Annotated in this window: 21 protein-coding genes, 1 rRNA gene, 1 pseudogene and 1 riboswitch; of the genes and pseudogenes, 16 read left to right on the top strand and 7 right to left on the bottom strand. The window is 53.2% G+C overall.

Going from position 1 to position 23,152, the window contains the following annotated elements:
- Nucleotides 1-14: 14 nt before the first annotated feature.
- Nucleotides 15-1,235, top strand: coding sequence for a glycosyl transferase (locus MWU61_RS10915; protein WP_247128395.1), 1,221 nt, complete (start codon nt 15-17; stop codon nt 1,233-1,235).
- A gap of 1 nt (nt 1,236) precedes the next feature.
- Here MWU61_RS10915 and MWU61_RS10920 read toward each other — a convergent pair whose 3' ends face one another.
- On the bottom strand, nt 1,237-2,985 hold the full coding sequence (locus MWU61_RS10920; RefSeq protein ID WP_247128396.1) for a sugar phosphorylase: 1,749 nt from the start codon (nt 2,983-2,985) through the stop codon (nt 1,237-1,239).
- A 209-nt stretch (nt 2,986-3,194) separates the two neighbouring features.
- Nucleotides 3,195-3,283: riboswitch (TPP riboswitch) on the top strand.
- A gap of 45 nt (nt 3,284-3,328) precedes the next feature.
- Here MWU61_RS10920 and thiM point away from each other — a divergent pair.
- The 10 genes from thiM (at nt 3,329) to MWU61_RS10970 (ending at nt 10,784) form a co-directional block, all read left to right on the top strand.
- Entirely contained in the window at nt 3,329-4,105 is a 777-nt protein-coding gene (gene thiM / locus MWU61_RS10925; RefSeq protein ID WP_247128397.1) for a hydroxyethylthiazole kinase, read from the top strand.
- Nucleotides 4,102-4,734, top strand: coding sequence for a thiamine phosphate synthase (gene thiE, locus MWU61_RS10930; protein WP_247128398.1), 633 nt, complete (start codon nt 4,102-4,104; stop codon nt 4,732-4,734). The genes thiM and thiE overlap by 4 nt, the downstream gene beginning before the upstream one ends.
- Complete coding sequence (thiD, locus tag MWU61_RS10935; RefSeq protein WP_247128399.1) at nt 4,731-5,549, top strand: bifunctional hydroxymethylpyrimidine kinase/phosphomethylpyrimidine kinase; 819 nt, start codon at nt 4,731-4,733, stop codon at nt 5,547-5,549. The genes thiE and thiD overlap by 4 nt, the downstream gene beginning before the upstream one ends.
- On the top strand, nt 5,546-6,484 hold the full coding sequence (locus tag MWU61_RS10940; protein ID WP_247128400.1) for an ABC transporter substrate-binding protein: 939 nt from the start codon (nt 5,546-5,548) through the stop codon (nt 6,482-6,484). The genes thiD and MWU61_RS10940 overlap by 4 nt, the downstream gene beginning before the upstream one ends.
- Nucleotides 6,481-7,167 carry a thiaminase II gene (gene tenA / locus MWU61_RS10945; protein WP_247128401.1) on the top strand — a complete coding sequence of 229 codons (687 nt, stop codon included), beginning with the start codon at nt 6,481-6,483 and terminating at the stop codon, nt 7,165-7,167. The genes MWU61_RS10940 and tenA overlap by 4 nt, the downstream gene beginning before the upstream one ends.
- Entirely contained in the window at nt 7,167-7,889 is a 723-nt protein-coding gene (locus MWU61_RS10950) for an ABC transporter ATP-binding protein (protein WP_281502074.1), read from the top strand. Before tenA ends, MWU61_RS10950 begins: the two co-directional genes overlap by 1 nt.
- On the top strand, nt 7,886-8,623 hold the full coding sequence (locus MWU61_RS10955; protein WP_247128403.1) for an ABC transporter permease: 738 nt from the start codon (nt 7,886-7,888) through the stop codon (nt 8,621-8,623). Before MWU61_RS10950 ends, MWU61_RS10955 begins: the two co-directional genes overlap by 4 nt.
- Before the next feature lie 181 nt (nt 8,624-8,804).
- Nucleotides 8,805-9,089: a transposase gene (locus MWU61_RS10960; RefSeq protein WP_247128404.1), complete on the top strand. Its 285-nt coding sequence runs from the start codon at nt 8,805-8,807 to the stop codon at nt 9,087-9,089.
- A 146-nt stretch (nt 9,090-9,235) separates the two neighbouring features.
- Nucleotides 9,236-9,586: an IS66 family insertion sequence element accessory protein TnpB gene (tnpB, locus tag MWU61_RS10965; protein ID WP_247128405.1), complete on the top strand. Its 351-nt coding sequence runs from the start codon at nt 9,236-9,238 to the stop codon at nt 9,584-9,586.
- 280 nt (nt 9,587-9,866) lie between these two features.
- Nucleotides 9,867-10,784: a calcium/sodium antiporter gene (locus MWU61_RS10970; protein ID WP_247128406.1), complete on the top strand. Its 918-nt coding sequence runs from the start codon at nt 9,867-9,869 to the stop codon at nt 10,782-10,784.
- Between the two features lie 248 nt (nt 10,785-11,032).
- Here MWU61_RS10970 and MWU61_RS10975 read toward each other — a convergent pair whose 3' ends face one another.
- From MWU61_RS10975 to MWU61_RS10995, 5 genes and pseudogenes are all read right to left on the bottom strand, one after another.
- Complete coding sequence (locus MWU61_RS10975; protein ID WP_247128407.1) at nt 11,033-12,076, bottom strand: succinylglutamate desuccinylase/aspartoacylase family protein; 1,044 nt, start codon at nt 12,074-12,076, stop codon at nt 11,033-11,035.
- Nucleotides 12,076-12,981 carry a 30S ribosomal protein S6--L-glutamate ligase gene (gene rimK / locus MWU61_RS10980; RefSeq protein WP_247128408.1) on the bottom strand — a complete coding sequence of 302 codons (906 nt, stop codon included), beginning with the start codon at nt 12,979-12,981 and terminating at the stop codon, nt 12,076-12,078. Before rimK ends, MWU61_RS10975 begins: the two co-directional genes overlap by 1 nt.
- On the bottom strand, nt 12,978-13,430 hold the full coding sequence (locus MWU61_RS10985) for a RimK/LysX family protein (RefSeq protein ID WP_247128409.1): 453 nt from the start codon (nt 13,428-13,430) through the stop codon (nt 12,978-12,980). Before MWU61_RS10985 ends, rimK begins: the two co-directional genes overlap by 4 nt.
- 258 nt (nt 13,431-13,688) lie before the next feature.
- Nucleotides 13,689-15,101, bottom strand: a pseudogene (locus tag MWU61_RS10990) (IS1182 family transposase).
- A gap of 423 nt (nt 15,102-15,524) precedes the next feature.
- A complete protein-coding gene (locus MWU61_RS10995) occupies nt 15,525-15,764 on the bottom strand; it encodes a hypothetical protein (protein WP_247128410.1) in 240 nt (79 codons plus the stop codon).
- 179 nt (nt 15,765-15,943) lie between these two features.
- On the opposite strand from MWU61_RS10995, the gene MWU61_RS11000 reads away from it, so the two are divergent.
- From MWU61_RS11000 to MWU61_RS11020, 5 genes are all read left to right on the top strand, one after another.
- On the top strand, nt 15,944-16,231 hold the full coding sequence (locus tag MWU61_RS11000; protein WP_247128411.1) for a helix-turn-helix domain-containing protein: 288 nt from the start codon (nt 15,944-15,946) through the stop codon (nt 16,229-16,231).
- A gap of 206 nt (nt 16,232-16,437) precedes the next feature.
- The gene (locus tag MWU61_RS11005; RefSeq protein WP_247128412.1) at nt 16,438-18,099 is read left to right on the top strand and encodes an IS66 family transposase; all 1,662 of its coding nucleotides are present in this window, start codon (nt 16,438-16,440) and stop codon (nt 18,097-18,099) included.
- A 519-nt stretch (nt 18,100-18,618) separates the two neighbouring features.
- Nucleotides 18,619-20,556 (top strand): hypothetical protein, encoded by a 1,938-nt coding sequence (locus tag MWU61_RS11010; protein ID WP_247128413.1) that lies wholly within the window; start codon nt 18,619-18,621, stop codon nt 20,554-20,556.
- A 10-nt stretch (nt 20,557-20,566) separates the two neighbouring features.
- On the top strand, nt 20,567-21,382 hold the full coding sequence (locus tag MWU61_RS11015) for a hypothetical protein (protein WP_247128414.1): 816 nt from the start codon (nt 20,567-20,569) through the stop codon (nt 21,380-21,382).
- The gene (locus MWU61_RS11020) at nt 21,379-22,359 is read left to right on the top strand and encodes a transferrin-binding protein-like solute binding protein (protein ID WP_247128415.1); all 981 of its coding nucleotides are present in this window, start codon (nt 21,379-21,381) and stop codon (nt 22,357-22,359) included. The genes MWU61_RS11015 and MWU61_RS11020 overlap by 4 nt, the downstream gene beginning before the upstream one ends.
- Before the next feature lie 709 nt (nt 22,360-23,068).
- Here the strand turns inward: MWU61_RS11020 and rrf are convergent.
- A 5S ribosomal RNA gene (gene rrf, locus MWU61_RS11025) occupies nt 23,069-23,152 on the bottom strand; the annotation flags it as partial.

The raw sequence follows: 23,152 nt of genomic DNA on the forward strand, positions 1-23,152 counted from the left end.
AAGGACCATCCATCATGGCTGACTTTCATCAAAACGGAAACATCACGACGCTGCATAACCTGCGCACACGATCGACCGACGAGATGGAGCACGAACTGGATGTCTTTTCGCAGACCCGTAAGATTTCGCTGATCCTGCCGTGCCTGTATTCGGAACTTGAACGTGAAGCGATGCCGAACATTCTGTCCGAGCTGTCGCAGGTGAAATACCTTCATCGGATCATCATCGGGCTAGACGCAGCAGACGAAGCGCAATTTCGGCACGCCAAGTCGTTCTTTGAAGGCCTAAACCAAGATCACATCGTCATTTGGAACGACAGCCCACGGATGTTGGCGCTTGGTGCGCGACTAGAGGCGATGGGTCTTGCCCCGTCTGAGAAAGGTAAGGGCAAAAACGTTTGGGCCAGTTTGGGGTATCTGCTGGGCTGTGCCGATAGCGACGTCATGGCGATCCATGATTGCGATATTTTGACGTACGAAAAAGATATGCTCGCCCGCTTGGTTTACCCGGTCGTGAACCCGAACTTCCCGTATCAGGTCGCCAAGGGATATTACCCGCGCATTGGTGGCGATCAGCTAAACGGACGAGTGACACGCCTGTTGGTTAGCCCGCTGTTGATCGCGCTGAAGCGAGTGATCGGCGACCGCGATTACATCGATTACCTGCGTAGTTTCCGCTACCCATTGTCCGGCGAATTTGCGATGCGGACCTCGATTTTGCCTGACCTGCGTATCCCGTCTGACTGGGGACTTGAGATCGGCGTTCTGTCAGAGGCATGGCGTAACCTTGCGCCAAAAGCGGTGTGTCAGGTCGAAATCTCGGATGCTTACGATCATAAGCATCAAGAGCTTAGCATTGATGAAGCCAGCGCCGGTCTGAACCGGATGTCCACGGACATTTGCAAAGCTGTTTTTCGCAAACTTGCCGCTGATGGGACTGTGTTTACCGCGAATGTGTTCCGGACGCTGAAAGCGACCTATTATCGCTGTGCGCTTGATTTGCTGGAATCTTATTACAACGATGCCAAGATGAACGGGCTGTCGATTGACCGCCATGCGGAAGAAAGATCAATCGAATTGTTTGCAGAAAACATTATGCGCGCAGGGCACGTCTTCTTGGAAAACCCGCATGAGACACCATTCATCCCGACATGGAACCGCGTTCACGCGGCTGATCCGTTGTTCTTGGCAGATATGAACGCCGCAGCACTTGCGGATGTTGCAGAGTTTCAGTGACTTACCCGCGGTTGCTGATCCAACGACATTGATAGGGGGCAAGCGTCAGGCCCCCTGCATCCATGTCGACCGGATCGCCGCTTAGCAGATCTATCCAGGGTTCATCGTCAATCAGGTTCATTGACATGTGATCCACCCGAACCGTTTCAGCGCTGACGTTATGGAGTGCAAAAATGGATTGGTGTCGGTCCAAACTTTGCCGCCATACGCCGAACACGCGGTTATCCAGCGGCATCGTAAATTGCGTCGCATTTGGGTGAAATGCGGGTTGCGCCGACCTGATCCGCAGACGTTCGGTCAATGCACCTAAGACCCGCGCCTGCGGTGTTTCAGGATCATCTAACAGGTCATTCAAGGTCGGATAATCCCACCGATGGCGGTTGATCGCACGGTTCATCCCGCGCCTTTCTACCTGCGCGTGATCGTTTGGTGTCGCGAGCATAGAATGGATGTAGAACGCCGGGATCCCTTCAAGCGACATGACGATGGTCTGCGAACAGACAAACCGATCAAAGTGGTGATCGTCTTGCCCCGTAAAAGTTTGCGACGTTGCATCGTAGAACGTCGTGTTGATTTCGTAGGGTGCCTGCCCCCCGTCCGGCAAGGCACGCATCGAGACAAGACCGCCGATGTCTTTGATTGTGTCGATCATTTTGGCCTGCTCGTCAGCGGGCAAAATACCCTCGACGGGGCGCATTCCGATACCGTCATGGCTAGCCGTAAAATTGAGATAGGCGCAGCCAAATTGCGCAGGCGGCATCCCGCTTTGCCAGCGACGCAAGTAATGCGCAGACCCCGACATCATCGCATGCAGGATCAATGGCGGTAGGGGAAAGTTGTAGATCGCGTGGGCTTCGTTTCGGTTGCCGAAATAGCTTAGGTTTTCAGCTTTTGGAACGTTGGTTTCCGTCAGCAATATGATTGTTTCAGCGGCAAAATCGCACAACACCCGCATTAACTGCACAATGGCGTGGGTTTGCGGCAGGTGGATGGATGGCGTCCCGATTTCCTTCCAAAGAAAGGCAACCGCATCGAGTCGCACAATGCGCACCCCGTTATCGACATGCAGGCGAATGATGCGCAGGAATTCCAGAAGCACCTCTGGATTGCGAAAGTCGAGGTCGATCTGATCATGGCTGAACGTGCACCAGACGTGGCGCGGACCGTTCGCGGTTTCGACCTTTTGCAAAAGCGGCGTGGTACGCGGACGCACGACTTCCTTCAAATCATCGTCTGGCGAGGCTTCAAAAAAGAACTGATCGTAGGGTTCTTGTCCTTGCAAGTAACTGTTGAACCACGTGCCTTGGCTTGAAACATGGTTAAGGACCAGATCCGACATCAGATGAAAGTCGTCCCCGATCCGGTTGATATCGGCCCAATCACCGAGCTGCGTATCAACGGACCGAAAGTCGGATACCGCAAAACCGTCATCAGACGTGTAAGGAAAGAACGGCAGAATATGGACACCGTTCACCGCACCTTTCAGACGGCGCAGCAAGAAATCATGAAGCAAATCCAGCGGCTTGTGCGCCCCATCCAGTATCGAATTCCCGTAGCTAATCAACACCGCATCATGTTCGGTCCACAGATCATTGCTCGGCGTTCGGCCATGTTTGCGTGGTTTGGTCCCATCCAGCCAAAAGGCGTCTACGATTTGACTAAGAAGGATATCCGCATCGATGTCCGGATAGACCTGCGCGATAAGAGGCAATAATTGCGTGCGAAGCGTCTTTGTCTTTGAAGTGTCCATTGGGTCAGAAAAACAGAGTTATCGCTAAGATCAAGCCGTTGCACGCAGTCTGCATACATTCGGGTCAAGTTCGACATGCAGGCGTCGCGCGCGCTTCGTATTTCGTAGAAAACGCCTACTTATTGGGCAGAAGAATTCTGATCGCCCCGGCATCAGACAACCCATGGGGCAATTTTTTCGTTTGACCCGCCTGTCCCGTGCATTTACGCAAGCCGTACCAGGGGCGCCGAAAGGCTGAGACGTACCCTTTGAACCTGAACCAGATAATGCTGGCGGAGGGAGGTAGTACGTTCCAGGCTTTGCGCGAGCGTCATCTCTTTTTTCCGCTGAAAAAGGAGACATCATGGCCCCGCAACACCTTTTGGCAGCGCTGCGCGAACAAAACCCGTTGGTGCAATGCATCACGAACTACGTCGCGATGAACGTGGCCGCGAACGTCGTTCTCGCGGCCGGCGCTTCGCCAGCAATGGTCCATGCATCTGAAGAAATTGCAGAATTCACCCCGATTTGTGGCGCGCTGACGATCAATATCGGCACGTTGTCCGCCCCATGGGCCGCGAGCATGTTGGCAGCCGCAAACGCGGCGAATGACAAAAACATCCCGTGGGTGTTGGACCCTGTTGCACATTTCATATCGACTTATCGCAAGGGCGTCGCTCAGGATTTATTGGCGTTGCGTCCCACGATCCTACGCGGCAATGCGTCCGAGGTTTTGGCGATGGCAGGTGCGATGGGCGCTGGTAAAGGTGCCGATAGCGGCGACAGCGTGGATGCTGCAGAAGATGCTGCACGCGCAATCGCCAAGGCACACGGCAGTGTGGTTGCGGTCACCGGTCCCGTTGATTTTGTGACAGATGGAACCCAATCGGCCAAGGTCACAGGCGGGTCCGACATCATGCCAAAAGTTACCGCGTTGGGGTGCGCGCAAACAGCGCTGATGGGCGCCTATGCCGCCACTGGCCCCGCTTTTGACGCTGCCCTTGCGACGCTGGCGCATTACAAGGTCGCAGGAACAATGGCCGCTCAGCAGGCAAAGGGCCCCGGCAGTTTTCAGATGCATTTCCTTGATGCGCTAAGCGCCGTGCAACCCGACGATCTGCCCAACGTGATCCTGTCATGACCAGCCTACGCCAACAATTGCGACTGTATCTGGTGACAGATACGGTACTGTGCCGCGGTCATGGGCTGATCGAAACGGTCCAAAAGGCGGTCGCGGGCGGCGTCACAATGGTGCAACTGCGCGCCAAAGACGCCACCACACGCGAACGGGTCGACATGGCCCGCGCAATCAAGGCCGCACTTGTCGGCACTGGTGTTCCGGTCATCGTCAATGATGATCTAGACGCTGCGATCACGTCCGACGCTTGCGGTGCGCATATCGGTCAAAGTGATCTGGCTCCGGCAGACGCACGCGGGATGTTGGGCCCCGACAAAATCTTGGGATTGTCATGCGAAACAGCTGCTACTGTCCAAGCCGCCGACCCTGATATCGTAGATTACCTTGGGATCGGGCCGGTATTCGGCACGACGACAAAGCAGGATCACGAGGCACCGATCGGCTTTGATGGCTTGGCAGAATTGGCCGCTTTGACGTCGCTGCCGACCGTCGCGATCGGAGGGCTGAAAGCCAATCATCAAGCGGACGTATTGGCATCCGGCGTGGATGGTCTCGCTGTCGTATCCGCCATTTGCGGGCAACCTGATCCGAAAGCCGCCGCCCAATTGTTCTTTCAGGAGCCCGTCCAATGATCCCGAACGTTTTAAGCATTGCGGGGTCTGACCCGTCTGGTGGCGCGGGCATTCAGGCCGATTTGAAAGCCATATCCGCCAATGGCGCATTTGCGATGGCGGCGATCACCGCCCTCACCGCGCAAAACACGCAGGGCGTTAGCGGTGTTCATTTGGTGCCGCCAGCGTTCGTGCGCGACCAGATCAATACCGTTTTTGATGATATCCGTGTCGATGCCGTAAAGGTCGGGATGATCGCAGATGCCGATATTGCACAAGCGGTTGTTGATGCGCTGACTGACCGCGACGTCCCTATCATCCTTGACCCGGTTATGATCGCAAAAGGCGGTGCGGCCCTTTTGGACCCCGATGCGGTTGCCGTGTTACGCGATGCGCTGCTGCCCATCGCAACCATTCTAACCCCAAACCTGCCGGAAGCAGCCCAACTGCTGAACATGCCGGTGGCGCATGCACGTGATGAGATGGCGGATCAGGGTCGCAAGCTTTGTGCGCTCGGAGTAGACGCGGTGTTGATGAAGGGCGGACATCTGCCGGATGCCGATAGTCCTGATTGTCTTGTCACCCCGAACAACATCACTTGGTTCGAAGGTGTGCGCACCGCTACCCACAATACACATGGGACCGGATGCACCCTGTCATCAGCGCTGGCTGCGCAACTGGCCAAAACGGGCGACGTTCATGCCGCTGTTGCCGCAGCCAAATCTTATGTGTCCCACGCAATCGCCCACGCCGATCAGCTTGCCGTTGGATCGGGGCACGGGCCAACCCACCATTTCGCAGAACTGTATCGCGCATCAAAGGAACCGCTTTCATGAAAACCGCATTGCTGGCCTCGGCCTTTTCCGTGTTTGCAGCGCCGCTTTGGGCGCAAGATCAAATGACACTTTTGCTCGATTGGTTCGTTAATCCCGACCACGGGCCAGTCATCATCGCGCAAGAGAAAGGCTATTTCGCAGACGTTGATCTTGAAGTTGACGTGATCGCCCCTGCGGATCCATCGGACCCGCCCAAAATGGTTGCGGCAGGGCGTGCGGACTTGGCGATTTCCTATCAGCCCCAACTACATCTTCAAATCCACGAAGGCCTGCCTTTGCAACGGGTCGGCACGCTGATCGCGACACCGCTGAATTGCTTATTAACTCGTGCTGACGGCCCAATCGCATCACCCGCCGATCTGAAAGGCCGTAAAGTCGGGTTTTCAGTGGGCGGCGTCGAAGAAGCCGTTTTGGGGCACGTGTTGAACACGCACGGGCTGACGTTGGATGATGTTGAATTGATCAACGTAAATTGGTCGTTGTCGCCTTCGTTGATGTCCGGTCAGGTCGACGCCGTTATCGGGGCATTCCGCAATTTCGAACTAAACCAAATGTATATCGAAGGCGTGCCAGGGCGTTGTTTCTACGTCGAAGAAGAAGGGCTGCCGGCCTACGATGAACTGATTTATGTCGCCAATTCCGAAACCATGGACACCGATATGATCATGCGTTTTCTCGCGGCGACCGAAAGGGCCACACAGTACATCGTAAACCACCCCGAAGAGGCATGGCAGATATTCGCAAACACCGCGCCAGAACTGCAGGATGAGCTTAACGCACGCGCATGGGCAGACACCCTGCCCCGATTTGCATTGCGCCCGACAGCGATGGATGCTGGCCGTTACGAGACGTTCGAAGCATTTTTACACGACGCGGGCCTGATACCAGAGGTCCATCCCGTATCGAAAATCGCCATTGATGTGACGTCGCAATGAGCGATCAGTCTTACGGTCAAACCTTTTCACGATGGCGGGCCGGTTGCCCCACTGCATGGCAGGCCTACACGCACCATGCCTTCGTTGAGGGACTTGGTGATGGGACTTTGCCGCGTGCAGCCTTCATCCATTACCTCATTCAAGACTACGTTTTCTTAGTCCATTTCGCGCGGGCGTGGTCCTTGGCGGTGGTGAAAGCTGAAACGCTTGCGGAAATGAAGACATGCGCCGCAACCGTCGATGCATTGGTCAATCACGAAATGGCCCTGCATGTCGCAACCTGTGCTGCCGAAGGCATCGACGAGCAAACCTTGTTCACCGCAACCGAAGAATTCGAAAACCTCGCCTATACGCGATACGTCATGGATGCAGGGCTACAGGGTGATTTTCTCGACTTGATGGCAGCACTCGCGCCCTGTTGCTTTGGCTATGGCGAAATCGGGTTGCGATTGGAAACGTCAGCAGTCAAAGACACCCCCTACCGCGACTGGATCACGACCTATGCGGACAATGATTATCAGACCGTGATGTCCAACGTCGGGCGCATGATCGACCAAGCTGTTGTGCGTAGATTGGGGGAACGGCCGTTTAGCGCTGCGCGTTGGCCACACCTTCAAGACCGGTTCACAACGGCCACACGACTAGAAGCTGCTTTTTGGGACATGGGGCTAAAAGGCGCGTGATGGCTGCCCCTACCATTCACGTTTCAGGTCAGTACGACATCGCTGGCCAACGCATTTTTGGCCCCATTGATCTGACGCTGCACGCGGGACAATGGACCTGTCTTTTGGGGCAATCCGGAGTGGGTAAATCCACGTTGCTGAGGCTGATTGCAGGGCTGGATTGCGTTGGTGCATTTTCCGGGACCATCACGACCACTGACGGCCCAACACATAATGGTCAGATCAGCCTAATGGCGCAATCGGATCTGTTACTACCTTGGCTCAGCGTCTTGGAAAACATAGTCATCGGCAACCGCCTACGCGGCACTGAGCCGGATTTCGCACGCGCCGAAGAACTTATCGCCAAAGTCGGGCTAACGGCATATCGCAACGAAAAACCCGCCGCGTTATCCGGCGGGATGCGCCAACGCGCGGCATTGGCACGCACACTGATGGAGGATCGGCCCGTTGCGCTCCTGGATGAACCATTCTCGGCGCTTGATGCAGGCACACGCGCTGACATGCAGGATCTGGCAGCTGACGTTTTAAAAGGAAAAACAGTGTTGTTGGTGACGCACGATCCCGCCGAGGCCGTGCGGTTGGGACATCAGATTACCGTTCTGACACCCGACGCGGCAATTCAATGGCAACCACCCGCAACAGAGCCGATCCGCGACCAATACGCTGCGGAAACTACGGCATGCCAAGCAGCGCTTCTTGATCACCTGAGACGCGACAAATGATCAAATTAGCGTATATTTTGACACCTATTCTATTCGGGATATCCCTTTGGCATGGCGTAGTTTGGTTAACCGATGTGCCCCAGTTCATTCTTCCATCGCCATGGCGCGTCGCGCAAACAGGATGGGAATATCGCCGTTTGATCCTTGAGAATACCTTGGTCACAGGGACTGAAGTCGTCTTGGGACTTGTCCTTGGCACAGTCCTTGGCGCATTAACCGCGATCCTATTGGCCAGCTCTCAAAGGCTTCATCGGTTGGTCATGCCGTTGCTTATCCTGACGCAAGCCATCCCGGTTTTCGCGCTCGCTCCGATCCTCACGCTCTGGCTAGGATACGGGATCGCATCGAAAGTTATGATGGCGCTACTGATCATTTTCTTTCCTGTCACCAGCGCATTCTTTGACGGCTTAAGTCGCATCCCAAGCGGCTTTGCAGATTTGGCGCAGACAATGGGCGGAACGAAATGCCAGATCATGCGGCACATCAGAATACCGCATGCGATCCCTTCTCTAGGAATTGGGCTGAAACTCGCGGCCGTCTATGCGCCCATCGGTGCGGTGATCGGGGAATGGGTGGGCGCCTCGCAGGGGCTCGGTTATCTGATGCTACTGGCGAACGGGCGAGCGAAGACAGACTTAATGTTCGCGAGCTTATTGTGTATTTGCCTCTTGGCGACATTCCTTTATTTTGCGGTTTCAATTGTATCGGATGGATTAAGCCGTGACGAACGCTGAAATCTCGGTAGTGCTTCACCGGTGATAATCGACGGATCCATATATGTAGTCCGTCGTATTCACAGCGGCAGCATCAGAACTGACGCTTCGATTATGCGTAAGCGTTGCATCTGCCCCCCTATTTTCGGGCTTAGCGCATCCCTGTTGAGTTAATATGATGTCCAAAAAGGATACAGGCATCATGACAACTCAAACATTAGGTGCGCTTGCAAGTGATCAGAAAATTGACAAAGTCTTCCACATCTTTGGCCATTCAATCCCCGTTGGGAAAGATGGACGCCGTATGTGGCAAACCAAATTTAAGCGCGAAATGGCCCAGCAAATGATTTCGGGAAAGCTTTCCGTTCGCGATGCTCAAAAAACGTGCCGAGTTTCTAACAACACCGCATATAAATGGAAAAACAAATTTGCGGAGAATGGCACAAAACTACCTCCCGTCGCTGAGCCCAAAGCACAGGTATTCTAAGAAATTAAAGTCGTCCATGATCAGCTGGAAAATCCGCAGCCTACTAAGCAGATTACCCTAAAGCACGGTGACTGCGAATTGTGCCTCCCATCCGGCTATCCAGTCACGCAATTCACACAGCCGATCTGCGCACTTGATGCCAAGACATGATATTTCCGGCAGGCAACTTTAAATTCTATATCGCATCGAAACCAGTGGATTTTCGGAAGGGGATGGATGGATTAGCTGCGATTGCGATGAACGAGTTTGAACTAGACCCGTTCAGCGGTGCCATATTCATATTTAGATCAAAGCGCAGCGATCGCCTCAAGATGGTCGTCTGGGACGGCACCGGTCTCATATTGGTCTACAAACGCATCGAAGGTATGGAATTCGAGTGGCCGCGGATCGCCGATGGAGTCATTTCAATAAATAAGTCACAGTTCGAAGCGTTGTTTGAAGGGCTAGATTGGAAGCGGGTGACAGCTCGCCGCATCAGTCGGCCGGGTTTAGTTTAATGCCGTTGCTGGAATATGTACCGAAGCTGTCATTCCGGCCCTTAGCTGCCCTTGACCATCGCCTCCTGCGCCGCGTTGCAGCTTCCCCGAAGCGGACATTGATAGATCACGCCTAATTTAAGCATGCTGGATGACCGCATCGCGGACGGAGCCGACCTTCGCTGCGGCTGAGGCCATCGTTGGATTTCACATTCATTATTCTCATAGCCTTCTTGTCACATTACGACTCTAAGCCGATATACAGATGACACGCGGCAGCATGCCGCGTCGGAGGATTTTCGTGGACTATCTGTATATTGTGATCGGCTTGATCGGCCTGTTTTTTGGTGGTGAAGCGCTTGTTAAAGGAAGCGTAAAGATTGCGCAGCGACTGTCGATTTCGCCGCTTATGATTGGCTTGACAGTTGTTGGCTTTGGGACGTCAACACCTGAACTCTTGGTATCAGTGCAAGCCGCCTTACGCGGCGTTCCGGATATCGCAATTGGCAACATTATCGGCTCAAACATCGCAAATATTTTGCTGATTGCTGGTCTAACCTGCGTTGTGTGGCCGATCCGCGTTAAGGCCGCCGATGTGAAACGTGACTTGGGGTTTATGACCGCATCAGCAGTGTTGTTGGTACCGCTTTTTGGGTTGGGCGACATCGGTCGCTTGACTGGTCTCATTCTTGTTGCTGGATTGACTGCCTACTTGGTCTGGACATTCACGATGTCGCGGCAGGACGCCGCAGAAGTTGAAAGCGCGGAAGTGCGGTCTTCATTTGGAATTTCCTTGCTTTCGGTCGCACTTGGCCTGGCGGCTCTGGTGTTTGGAGCACATTTTCTAGTTGAAGGCGCGGTGTCCGTGGCTCGGAGTTTTGGCGTTTCCGAGGCGTTCATCGGATTGACTATTGTGGCCGTTGGGACGTCGTTGCCTGAACTTGCGACGTCACTCATCGCCGCATTTCGTCGCCAGTCGGATATCGCAGTCGGGAACATCATAGGTTCTAACATTTTCAACGTTTTAGGGATTCTGGGAGTGACTGCCCTCATCGCTCCAATACCTGTGGCCGGACGTTTCTTGACGTTCGACTTGCCTGTCATGATTGCAGCGTCAGGCGTATTGATGGGTCTGTTGTTGACACGTTCGGAGATCGGGCGCGGAGTTGGTGCGATAATGCTATTCGGTTACGGCATTTATGTTTTCGCGGCGCAATGACGTTTCGCAGCCATTCGTTGCGTCACCGAAAGCTAGATGTATGGGCCGCGTGCGTAGACGGCCCAATTTGCTTGGATTTCAATGCTTCAGGGATTGCCTACAGGTGCCTTCGTTAAATTTGGCGTTTTTGCCCGACAACGCGGCCCTCGTTGGGATTTTTATCAGCCAGTGAAGCTCGGCTTTTGGACTTGTTTAGCGGTTCCAGCGTGATGGTCACAAACACCTTGTGCCAGATACTATCGGGGCATTCAGATAATTTCATCTTCATCAAACATCGGATCATCGCTCAGCTGGCTGTTCAGGTCTTCGACCATACCTTCGGCTTTCGCGATAGATTTGACGCGGGCAAGGTGGAAGACGGCGTCGCCTTCGTTCACGATGGGCATAACGGCGCGACCAACAATAATGCCATTAAACGGGGCGATAATGTCGTCATCTGTCTCGCCAAAGGGGTCAGATACCGATGCCATCAATTCGCCCTCGCGGACCAGATCACCGTCGGCACGGAATGTGCGTAACAGACCGCCCGTTGGCGCACGAAGCCATTTGCTTGACGGGCAAAACTGCGGTGTCGCTTTAACCTTGGCAATACCCTTGCTCGCCACCATGCCCTTGTACCGCAAGACACGCAGAATGCCTGCAACGCCGGACCTGACAGAAAACTCATCAAACCGGAGCCCTTCGCCAGCCTCGAACAACAGCACGTCAATGCCGAGGTCTTTGGCGGCCCCTCTCAATGATCCCTCGCGCACGGCGGATTGCATGATAACCGGTGCGCCAAAAACATTGGCCAAGTCCAACATGTCGGGGTTATCGGGCGATACCCGGATTTGCGGATAATTTGTACGGTGAATGGCGGCAGAATGAAGGTCTATCCCGAGGTCACAGCGGGCCACGATTTCGGTCATGAAGATATGCGCAAGACGTGATGCGAGCGACCCAGCCTTGCTGCCGGGAAACATGCGGTTCAGGTCGCGTCGATCCGGCAAGTAACGAGAATGGTTCAGAAAGCCGTAGGTATTCACAATTGGAACAACGATCAGTGTGCCTTTGAGCGCCCCAAGGCTCGGCGACCGCAGCACACGGCGGACAATCTCTGCCCCGATCACTTCGTCCCCATGGATGCCCGCACTGATGAATATTGTGGGGCCGTCCAGCCGACCATGCGTGACACTTACGGACATCGTCACCGGCGTATGGTCTGACAGAACGCTGACAGGAACATGGACCGTCCGGCGGGTACCCGCTGTGACACGTTCGTTTCCGATAACAAAATCAGCGCGTTTGGGCATCAACCTTTGCCCTTTGTTTTTGTGGCGTTGGGTTTGGCGTACTTTTCCATAAACTCGATCATTTTCCCGGCAATATCCAAGCCGGTTGCGTTTTCAACGCCCTCCAAACCGGGGGAAGAGTTCACTTCCATGACGAGCGGACCATTGTCCGAGCGTAGCATATCGACGCCGCAGGCATTCAACCCCATGGATTTGGCGGCACCGACGGCGGTAGCCCGTTCTTGGGGGGAGAGTTTGATAACCTCCGCAGAGCCACCCAGATGCAAGTTTGACCGAAATTCACCGTCGGCACCTGTGCGTTTCATCGCCGCCACAACCTTGCCGCCTATAACAATCGCACGGATGTCAGTCCCGCCTGCTTCTTTGATGAATTCTTGCACCAGAATATTGGTCTTCGTCGCACGGAACGCTTCTATCACCGACTTGGCAGAGCGATCCGTATCGGCCAATACAACGCCCATGCCTTGCGTGCCTTCGAGCAATTTAATGACGAGAGGGGCGCTACCTGCGACCTTGAGGACTTCCTCGGTTTGCTTAGGGTCATGGGCAAAGGTGGTGACAGGCAAACCAATGCCGTCACGGGCCAACAATTGCATGGAGCGCAGTTTATCACGCGAGCGGCCAATCGCGACGCTCTCGTTTAAGGGAAAGACACCCATCATTTCAAACTGCCGCAGAACCGCCATGCCGTAAAAGGTGATCGAGGCCCCGATCCTTGGGATCACAGCGTCATAGCCCGTCAGCTTTTCGCCATTATAGTAAATCTCGGGCTTTCGTGAGGCGATGTTCATATAGCAGCGCAGCGTGTCGACGATGCGAATTTCATGCCCGCGCGTCTCGGCGGCTTCGACAAGTCTTTTGTGCGAGTAGAGGTTGGGATTACGGGCGAGCATAGCAATTTTCATGAGGAAATCCCTGTATCATCTGTTTTCGCAGAGGTTGGCGTCGTAAGGTTACTTTTGCTTGGGTCGACTAGAATATTGTGTTTGCGCAAAGCCGTGCGCCCGACGATCATGCGGAATTTCATGTCCGACCTCTCCGTGAGTGACAGGTCGATGGACCATAAACGTTTGCTAATCCGAAACTTGGTGCGGATGACAATGCGCATCTGGGGCACGCCACTCGTGTTCTTGATAGCGCGCCGATCGTGGATTGGGCATTCCACATCGGTATCGATTGAATCGTCATCAAATTTTGTGTGAAAGCGCACCCATGGGATGCCATCACGCTCAAAAGTCACGATATCTGTTGCGTGAAGCGCAGATGTCCGCGCGCCAGTATCTATTTTTGCTTTTAGGTTAGAAAGTCCCAAGAGCGGGAGATCAACCCGCTCGCGCCAGCCAACAACGAGCATATGAGTCGTCCCTAGTTTGTATCTTGATGATATATGGCAGCTTTTCGTGGATCTACCAATCAAATGCGTTAGTTTATTAATTTGGATCGAATGCGAAAATGGCAGTGTCCTTCCGCAGTCCTAACTTCTGGTCTCAAACGCTACTGCAGCGAAGTTCCAATGCGGGCTGCGACGTCAGCACCCAGACCGGTTACTCAACGTAAGTTCTGGGCTGATTCTTTGGAAAAACAACATGTTGCGCACGCAGGAAGGAGAGCTTTAGACTGCTCGCGAGCTCCTTTCTGATCGGGCTTTGCGCATTTGTTGCGGTGCAGGAACGATCTTTGCTAGTTTGCGGAGGTTTTGGGCGGTTGCGGCAAGGTGGAATTCGTCATTTGCGCCGCATGGACCTCGTAGTCGCAATCGTCCCAGCCCAAGGATACGCTTTAAGTGGGCGAAGAGCATTTCGACTTTCTTCCGGAGGCTCATTGAGATTTTGTATTGCTTGGTTTTGGCGATGTCGCGGGCGACCTGACGGGCGTCTTCGTGTTCTTCGCGGGTGATGGATCGAAAGTCGGCGTTGGGGCAGCATTTCTCTTTCGATGGGCAGGCCTGACAGAACAGTTTCAGTGCGCGATACTTGGCGACGCCTTTGCCGTCGGGGCCACGATCTGGGTCCGAGTAGTTGCACCGGAACTTCCTGAGCGCTTCACCTTCAAGACAAATGTATTGGTCATTCACGGCGTCCCATTCGAAGTCTGTGCGAGACCATGTGCCGTCGGTGCGACCGGCTTTATCAAGCACTGGAATGTGGGGATTGATTTTGCGACCAACGAGCCATCCAAGCATCGGCCCTGATCCATAGGCACTGTCTGCAATCAATCGCTAGGGATCGATATCATGGCGATCTTTGATGCGGTCCAGCATTGTACGCACTGATCCGACTTCGGCCTGCCGGACTGATCTTGTTCCTTCAGCATCGACAATCACGCTATGGACTGTGTCGATCAGATAATTGGCCGAATAGGCAAAGAACGCAGGGCTTTTACGTGCTGCAGTCCATTGGCTGCTTGGATCTGAGTGCGACGTGAACTTAGGTTCAACTTCAGATGCTGCGCCGAAGGCCGCATCATCCAGAACGTTGAGATACTCTCGCACGGCGCGGGGCGCATCCGCGGGATCAATGGCGCTGCGATCCCAATCTTCCTTTGGTGTGGAGTTTTGTTTGTTCGCATCTGCCTCGATCAAACTGGCATCTGCCGCAAGGCGCTCGCCGCTCACCAGACCATCTGCGATGCAACGTGCGACGGTCTTTTCGAACAGGTGACGCAGCAAGGCGCTTTCACGGAAACGTCCGTGTCGGTTTTTTGAGAACGTGGAATGGTTTGGGATCGGTTCAGACAGGTCGAGGCGGCAGAACCGGCGATACGCTAAGTTCAAATGCACCTCTTCACGCAGCCGACGCTCTGACCTTATGCCAAAGCAATAGCCTACCAAAAGCATCCGGATCAGCAGTTCGGGGTCGATTGAAGGGCGGCCTGTGTGGCTGTAAAACTCAGCCAGATACTGGCGGACGTCACTCAGATCAACGAACCGATCCATCGAGCGCAGCAGGTGATCTTGTAGGACATGGTCTTCTTGCGAGAACTCATAGAATAGCGCCGCCTGTGCTTACTGCTTCGGTCCCATCATCGCAAAATCCCCCGCACCCTTGGGAGAATTGAACCAGTGGAAGCACCTCAATTCAACAAGAGTTTTTCAACAGAATACGCCCTGAGCATCCACGGATTGTTTCGAGATTTTTCGAACAAATGGTCTGCAGCGCTTGTTGCAGACCTATCAATCTGATGATCGTTTTAATTTTCTTTGCCGCTCCACTGCATCGGATACAGTTGCTCTGCAAATGCGTAACGCAGTTACCGTCTTTCGAGCGTTATTTCCGTTGGCAAAGTACTCTTGTTCGATTTTAGCATCCGAGTGCCCTTTGTGGAAATTCCCTGGGCGTCGGGTTTTGCCGTGCTCCTGTTCGATTTGTGCAATTCGGGAACCACCGATCATATGGCGCTGTTTCAGTTCCCTGTGGGACAATCCAGAAAGAACGTCGTCCGCAATCATCTAATCGAATTTGAAGCCAACTTTCAGACATTCCTTTCGGACACCTGAAAAGGTCATACCTCCGCACGCGATTGCAACCAGTCGAACCGATCGCGTGATTTCCAGCTGAAAGGCGACCAAAACAGCTGGGAACAGGTCATCGCGGCCTGAAGCATCAAGCTTTTGAAAGTATTTCGGAGGATGTCCTAACTCCTCTTCCAGTTCCTCGTATGGGTCGATTTCGGGAAGAGCATCCAGCATTGTCGAGTTTGATCTCCATTTTCTATTTTCATTACCCGATCGGGTAGTCTTTCTCCAAATTGAGATCAAATCATACAACATACTGAAAAATATGCGTATGTTCTTAACCCCGATTCGCTAAAATCTTAGCAATTACTTTAACGTGGCATCGCCCACATAGAATATGTGATCTAAGAACCTTGTTTAATGACTTTGATAATTTCAGTGACCATTTGCCAGCGGCAGATCATTTAGATCGACTGCGGTTGCGCCGGCATGAATTAATCAAGAGCCAGCTTAAACTTTCCGGCTCTTCATTGGCCGAGCTTGGGCGTGAGCTGGAATTAAAAAGCGAAACGATGACAACGGTTTCAAAAGGTCGCGGCAAAAGCCGCCGCGTTCAGCTTCATATCGCTAAAGCCCTAGGACTAGAGCCTTCGACTTTGTGGCCTGAGGCTTTCTCAAAAACATCGACAGGAGAACCTTAATGATCTGATCAACACATCAGGGGCTGAAAACAAGTGAGACCACTTGGATCTGAACATCCTTGGGGCCCCAATAAATCGTTTACTAGCACGATCTCACTTACGTCCATCCCATCACACGCATTCGAAATCAAGTGAAAACGCGCCCGATGTATCGGACGCGACTGGAAATGCTGTGTTTGCAGCGAACAACGGGATGGAACCAATCCATGCAAAAAATACAAACCGCCAGCGCAAAGCTCGCCGGCTACGTAGACAGCTATGTTTCACAGTTGGCGCTGATGATCGCCGAGGCCGACCTTAGGCGTGACCTCGAGCATGATAACGCGATCGTCGAGAAAGACGCCTTGATATCAACGACAAAAGCGAAGCTTAAGGTCTTCAAGGCCGACAACAGGATTCTCAGGGCTCAACTCAATAAGAGCCAAGACATGCAGTTTGGGCAGTCCAGCGAGAAAGTAACGAAGAAGCGAAAGAAGAAGGGCGATGGTGACGCTGATCCCATGGGCGTTGAGCCAAATTGCGACAACCCGAACTCGGGGGGATCGGAAGGACAAGCTAAAACGGATGAGCCAAAACCTCGCGGCATGTTAGGACGACAAGCCATTACTATTCCCGATCACATCCCACGAGACGAGACGCCTATATCGCCACCAAACGGTTCGGTCTGTCAGTGTGGCTGCGGCATCACGCAAATCGGTGAAGAAACCATCGAGCGGCTAACATACGTCCCTGCGCAATTGCGCGTCATCAAAGAACGATATTCAAAGTATGTCTGCAGAACTTGTGACAAGTTTGTGCAGGCACCGGTTCCGAAACGAGCATTTGAGCAGACCCGCTTTGATGATCGTTTGATCGCGGGGCTCGCCGTCAGCAAGTTTGCTGATTATATGCCAAACTACCGGCAAGAGCAGATTTTCATGCGATCAGGGGTTAAACTCCATCGGTCAACTATGGGGCGCCTCATGGATCAGGCTGTCGATGCGTTGCTCCCGCTTTACGACGTTCTAAACGATGATTTGAAGTCCAGTTCAAAACTACTGATGGACGAAACCACACTTGCGCAACTCATGCCTGGAACAGGCAAGACCAAGACCTGCTTCGTTTGGGCGCTGTGCCGCGACGATCGCCGCTGGAAAGGGAACGCGCATCCAGGCGTCGCGTTTCACTTCAAGCAATCCCGCAAAGGGGAGCACGCCGAAGAGATCCTGCGGGGCTTCAGTGGTACGCTTCAGGTTGACGGCTATGCCGGTTACAATCGACTGACCCGCGCTGACCGTGTTGGTGGCCCAATTGAGCTGGCGTATTGTTGGGCTCATGTGCGCCGCAAGTTCCTTGATGTGTACAAGGCCACAAAGTCAGATCAAGCGCATAGAGCGTTCACAATGATCAATGAAATTTACGACATTGAACGTGACCTGAAGGGGCAGCCAGCGGATGTGCGGAGAGCGGTTCGGCAAGTCGAAAGCGCACCATTGGTCAGCAAACTGCAGGAGTTCCTCATGCAATTGGTAGGACAAATTGCGATGAAGTCCACACTGGGGCAGGCTATCAGCTACACTTTGAAGCTGTGGGACGGCCTCGTGGTGTTTCTGTCAGATGGCTGCGTCGAAATGGATAACAATGCGGTTGAGAACACCATTCGACCGATTGCGCTGCTGCGGAAAAATGCGCTGTTCGCTGAATTAGAAATCGGTGGCCGCAACTGGGCGGTGATGGCCAGCTTGAACGGAACATGCAGGCTGAACGGTGTGGAACCTTACGCCTATCTGACATGGGTGTTCGAACAAATGGCAAAAGAGCACCCGCTGTCGAAATACGATCAGCTGCTGCCGTGGCATTGCCCGAACGGAAAATTCGGCATCGAATAAGAGACAGCATCAAATGCTTCAACGGTCCCGTCCGGCAGTTGCCGGGCGGGCAAGAGGCATGTCCGCTACAAATTATGATGTGCAGTGCGTGGCGGAATCCGGATTTTCGCTGTGGATGCGCGGGCGCTTTCGCGGTTCTGCAGAAGCTGACATTCGCTGTAAGCTGAAACCCACTGTTACTGCGTTCAATTTAATGGCGGCTTCGAATTATTCATTGACTTTTGTTGCTTAGCCGAGTGATCCAATTTGCGGCTTTCCGGATGGCAAGCTGCCCCTTTGGCCCGCGTGGGGAAACTGCGGGTCCGAATGTAAAAACCAGACATAATTCGTCGTGAGCTCCAGTCGTAGCATTGCCGCTGCGAAGTGCTACTTGCGACCCACGACCGTAACAGATGAACTAACAAAGTGACTAATCCAACTTGAAGAATCCTTGCAACCCATAATACACACGAAACAATTCACGGTTGTTCTGCTAAACCGACATCCACAATTAACATTGATGCCCGGACAAAACCTATTATGTCAGACAATTTTTACTTCTCGGCGTTTGTTGGCGACGATGGCAACAGGCTATTTGGTCGTTCCGAGTCGACGGAAACCTATTCCGAAATCAAGACCGCAGATGGCCGTTCTTTCACCCCATACGGAAGTGTTTTTTCGGCATTTGACCGCGTTTTTGTCGCAGGTCGTGCCGAAGATGCCGATGGCGATAGCGCAGAAGGGACTGAAATTTGGGAACTCTCCGCCGATGGCCAACTCACCTTGTTCAAAGACGTGGTCCCTGGATCGACTTCATCCTTTCCAGAAACAAATAAACGGATCGAACTGGAAGGATTTGATAAGTTTCTTATCATGCCGTTCCGTATCGATACAACCGACCCCGAAACTTATTACCTCGATAAGGATGGCAATATCGGACCTTTCGCCGATATTGTTGATCAGCCTGATTTTATCAGTGCGGCCTACTCTGGTGTGGCATTCGACAGCAAAACGGCCTTTATCGCGGACTTCAACGATTCATATGGTCAGGTTTGGACGTTTGATGCCGAAACCAACACCTATGAGATTTTTACCGACTTCGTTGAACAGCCAGTAGCCTATGACTTTCAGAACCTTTACGCTGTAGACGACAGGCTCTATGCGCAGGCCCAAACGGCGGAACACGGAAAAGAACTGTGGGTCCTCAACGCTGATCGCGCATGGGAACTCGTTGCGGATCTTGAGCCAGGCTACGGGTGGTCGAGCCCGTCCTATAATTTCGTTTTTAACGGGGAGCATTATTTCACCGCCGTAACCCAAACATACGGGCGCGAGCTTTACCGATTGGACGATGCGCAAGGTTTGGTGCGCGTGAGCGATTTAAGCCCTGGGCCCGGAAACGGTTTAATCTTTGCGCGAGCATTTCCGTTTGGCGACTATATGTACTTCTATGCCGCTGGCGGCGCGTCGGGATGGCCGCTTTATCGAATGGACAAAAACGAGAATATCGAAATTGTTGAAGACTTCCTGCCCGACCAACCCGGGTCTTATCCGCAGTTTGTGATTGATACACAGAATGGCCGGATTGTACGCGACTCCGATCCAGCCACGAAAGAAGCCGTCAATTTGTTCTTGACCGAAGATGGCCACTTGTTTTTCGGGATGCCGTCAGGTGAAATTGGCGAAATCGCGTGGCTTGATGACGTACTTTATGTCTCGACCAAAGGCACAGGAAATGCACTAACCATCTGGTCTCGCGAAATTGATGGCCCGTGGACGATTGTTAAGGCTTTTGGGCCGACTGAAAACACTCAGCGTGTCGTCAATTTCTCAAGTATAGAGACACTCGGCGACAATGTTGATCCGATAGATGTGCCTGCACAGGCCCCTTCGGAAGCTTTTGTATTCCAAGGAGAGCCGTTCAATGGCACGGCGGCAGATAACATTGTGACCGTTACACATGGCAGCTCTTTGATTGCTACTGCGGATGGTGACGATATCGTTAGCATTGTCTCTGGTGCCACCAATGTGGATGGCGGAGGCGGCGCTGATCTTATTGTGGGCGGTCGCGGTAATGACAATCTGCTCGGCGGAGTTGGCAACGATATCATCATCGGTGACCGCGGCGATTTTTTCTTCGGATCTGATGTGCTGACGGGTGGGCTGGGCAACGACCTACTGATGGGCGGCGCTGGTATGGATACGTTTGTCTTTGCGACAGACGCAGGTAACGACCACATTGGACGCATCGACATTGATTTTGAAGTTCCTTCCGCCTCGACCATCTCTGGCGTAGATTTTGACGTCACCCAAGACCTGCTCAGGTTCGATGGCTTCGGTTATGTAGACCACAACGACGCGCTTGAACACATCACCCAGTCAGGCGAAAACGTGGTCTTTCTTGATGCAGGTACGCGGGTTGTCATCCATGACATAACCCTGAGCGCGCTGACCGCCGACAACTTTGATTTTACTTAGGAGCGTCGTTTTGTCCCAACGCAGTACGAACCCATTTGTGTCGATTTTCCTGCTTGGCGCACTGTCTGCATGCGGCGGCGGCAGCACATCATCTGGCTCTAACATCTCAGGCGGATTTGCCGATCTGTCCAATACGGCTGCCTTGCCGGTGACCGCAGTGACCTTGCTGCCTTCCGAAAACCAAACTGAACGTCAAACTGGTGAAATTGACTATGCCGCATCGACAGTTGTTTTGAATGGCGAAACCGGGACAATTTCCGATGACCGGTCTGAAATTACTTTGGATAACGGCGCCTTGCTTGATGTGGCGATTGCCGCTGACCGCTATGCTGTGCGTTTCGACCGTCTTGATCCTAACGGGCAACCCGAATTTGGCTTGATCGGTCTTGCGACCGATCCGTCAGCGATCAGCGATCAGGGGACGGCGCGCTATAACGGTCAATCTGAACTTCTCGTTCAAACAGGCACCGATGTTTTTGAACTTACCGCCGATACTGAAGTGAATGTCGATTTCGCGTTGCGATTTGGGGTCCAAGCCCGGATCACAAATTTCGAGGGTACAAAGTACCCGAACCTCGGAGCGCAGCTAGATGTATCGCTGCCGGGCGAAATACGTATTTCCGAAATTATGCGCGACGGCGCCGTTTTGAACGGCGGTGAAGTCGAGCTGACTGGCACATCGTTTCCAGTGTCCTATCAGGCAGCTTTTACATTGAACGGACAGTTCTATGGCCCCGACGCCGATGACGTCGGCGCGACATTTGTCATTGATGACTTGGGCACAACCACGACCCTGATTTTGGGTGATATTTTGGTGCAAGAATGAAAATTAAACACATAACATTACATCCAACTCTTGCCTGTGCGCTGTGCCTGTTAGCGGCTTGTGGTGGTGGATCTGGCTCATCCGCGCTCATGTTTGCCGGACAGGCCGTCTCCGATGTTGACGTGGCCAGCTTGCAGCCTGCCGCTGACGCGGGTTTTGCAACGGCTGACACAGCTGTTACGCGCGGCACAGTTTGGACGCTCGACGAGGTGTCACAGCTATCATATGTCTCAGACAGCACCACTCGCGCGATTGAAAATCGCGACGTGACAATAGACATTACAGAAACCAGCGGGCTAGTGACTGTCACAATTGATGGCGCGACCTATGATTTGGTGTTTGACGAAGGACGCGATAGCACGTTCCGATCCGACGGATTTGAACACAGTGCGGTTATGCGTCGGGAATATTATCCGGACCCGAATGTCGAATTTGTCTATTTGGCTCATACTCAATACGGCCCCGGACGCTTTGGAATTGCAGATGGGTCAGCTGGATTTTACACGATTGGCTTCAAGACCGACCCGCAGACAGTCGATCAATTGTCCGGCAGTGCGACGTACGTGGGTGAAATGGACGTCATCATTTCGGGCGACGGCCAAGTGGGCTTTGGTGAAGGCGATATAGAACTGGTTGCGGACTTTGGTTCTAGTCGCATTTCCGGCCAAGCCACCATCGAAAACGGGTTTGTCGCTAATGTCCCTATTCCAAACGATTTGTTTGTGCCTACGACGACCTTTAATTTGGAAGTGTCGACCATTTCAGATGGTGCGTTCATCGGCGATTTATCCATCTCGGATGGAGGCGCATTGCCCTTTGGTGCGGACTTCGCGGGCGGGTCTTATGAAGGCGCAGTCTATGGCCCGCTTGCCGATGGCTTGGGCGGTCAAGTGACAGGGTCGTGGGTGTTCGGTGACGGGACCACCGCCTACACTATGCAAGGTGCCTTTGTGGGTATCAGGGATGGAGACGAATAGACCTTACGAAACCGGCGCTATTGAAAAATACCAATTCTTGCCGACTGCATCGGGGAATGGCACTTTCCAAATCCTATCCTGAAATGTCTTCTCAACGGCACAGCTCAACAATGCTGTCTACACGGCTCAGTCCGTCTAGCGCGATCCTGATCTTATCCTCGGACGAGTAGTGCTTGCACGTCGCCCGTTTGATATCCTAGACGATCTCCTCATACAGACTTTTGCGTGTTCCTGTTTTCCGTCTCACATCGTCCACTCCTTGGCGGTTACAATCAAGAAAAGCGGTCATTGGTTGTGGAGTGGTGAAAGGCAGCAAAGTCCCTCACTGTGTGAGTTCACCCAACTTCAAAGTTTGCGCTTGCGGCGAAAGTCGGCACTGCGGGCTGCTGATGCAGCAACGCGGTTGGACGGTCAATGGCCGCAATAGTTTAGAAAACTGCCTCCGTATTGGCGTACGCGAGTATAGCCCTAGGATGCCGACGCAGGAAGCCCAGAAATAGGGGCTCAGATGCAACGCTTACGATTACGCCGTCACGAGTCATATTTCCAACGGACTGTCGCCAACCACGATCTCGAACGAGCGATCTATCTGTGAGGGTCTGCCCAACGATTTTTCGCGGCAGACGTTTTGCTTGTCTGAGCTTTGCCGTCTTTATTTATTTGAGGTTTTTGTGTTTATCGCCGAGAGATACGGTTGGCTTCTTATTAGATTTGGCAGTGACTTACTCTCCCACGCCTTAAGACGCAGTACCATCAGCGCAGCGGCACTTAACTGCCGAGTTCGGGATGGGAT

This window comes from Loktanella sp. F6476L (genome assembly GCF_023015725.1).
In the GTDB taxonomy this organism is placed as follows: Bacteria; Pseudomonadota; Alphaproteobacteria; order Rhodobacterales; family Rhodobacteraceae; genus Yoonia.

What these genes read in the sequence shown, in the direction of transcription:
- MWU61_RS10915 (WP_247128395.1), top strand. Translation starts at nt 15, where the DNA reads ATGGCTGACTTTCATCAAAACGGAAACATCACGACGCTGCATAACCTG.
- MWU61_RS10920 (WP_247128396.1), bottom strand. Translation starts at nt 2,985, where the DNA reads ATGGACACTTCAAAGACAAAGACGCTTCGCACGCAATTATTGCCTCTT.
- thiM (WP_247128397.1), top strand. Translation starts at nt 3,329, where the DNA reads ATGGCCCCGCAACACCTTTTGGCAGCGCTGCGCGAACAAAACCCGTTG.
- thiE (WP_247128398.1), top strand. Translation starts at nt 4,102, where the DNA reads ATGACCAGCCTACGCCAACAATTGCGACTGTATCTGGTGACAGATACG.
- thiD (WP_247128399.1), top strand. Translation starts at nt 4,731, where the DNA reads ATGATCCCGAACGTTTTAAGCATTGCGGGGTCTGACCCGTCTGGTGGC.
- MWU61_RS10940 (WP_247128400.1), top strand. Translation starts at nt 5,546, where the DNA reads ATGAAAACCGCATTGCTGGCCTCGGCCTTTTCCGTGTTTGCAGCGCCG.
- tenA (WP_247128401.1), top strand. Translation starts at nt 6,481, where the DNA reads ATGAGCGATCAGTCTTACGGTCAAACCTTTTCACGATGGCGGGCCGGT.
- MWU61_RS10950 (WP_281502074.1), top strand. Translation starts at nt 7,167, where the DNA reads ATGGCTGCCCCTACCATTCACGTTTCAGGTCAGTACGACATCGCTGGC.
- MWU61_RS10955 (WP_247128403.1), top strand. Translation starts at nt 7,886, where the DNA reads ATGATCAAATTAGCGTATATTTTGACACCTATTCTATTCGGGATATCC.
- MWU61_RS10960 (WP_247128404.1), top strand. Translation starts at nt 8,805, where the DNA reads ATGACAACTCAAACATTAGGTGCGCTTGCAAGTGATCAGAAAATTGAC.
- tnpB (WP_247128405.1), top strand. Translation starts at nt 9,236, where the DNA reads ATGATATTTCCGGCAGGCAACTTTAAATTCTATATCGCATCGAAACCA.
- MWU61_RS10975 (WP_247128407.1), bottom strand. Translation starts at nt 12,076, where the DNA reads ATGCCCAAACGCGCTGATTTTGTTATCGGAAACGAACGTGTCACAGCG.
- rimK (WP_247128408.1), bottom strand. Translation starts at nt 12,981, where the DNA reads ATGAAAATTGCTATGCTCGCCCGTAATCCCAACCTCTACTCGCACAAA.
- MWU61_RS10985 (WP_247128409.1), bottom strand. Translation starts at nt 13,430, where the DNA reads ATGCTCGTTGTTGGCTGGCGCGAGCGGGTTGATCTCCCGCTCTTGGGA.
- MWU61_RS10995 (WP_247128410.1), bottom strand. Translation starts at nt 15,764, where the DNA reads ATGCTGGATGCTCTTCCCGAAATCGACCCATACGAGGAACTGGAAGAG.
- MWU61_RS11005 (WP_247128412.1), top strand. Translation starts at nt 16,438, where the DNA reads ATGCAAAAAATACAAACCGCCAGCGCAAAGCTCGCCGGCTACGTAGAC.
- MWU61_RS11010 (WP_247128413.1), top strand. Translation starts at nt 18,619, where the DNA reads ATGTCAGACAATTTTTACTTCTCGGCGTTTGTTGGCGACGATGGCAAC.
- MWU61_RS11020 (WP_247128415.1), top strand. Translation starts at nt 21,379, where the DNA reads ATGAAAATTAAACACATAACATTACATCCAACTCTTGCCTGTGCGCTG.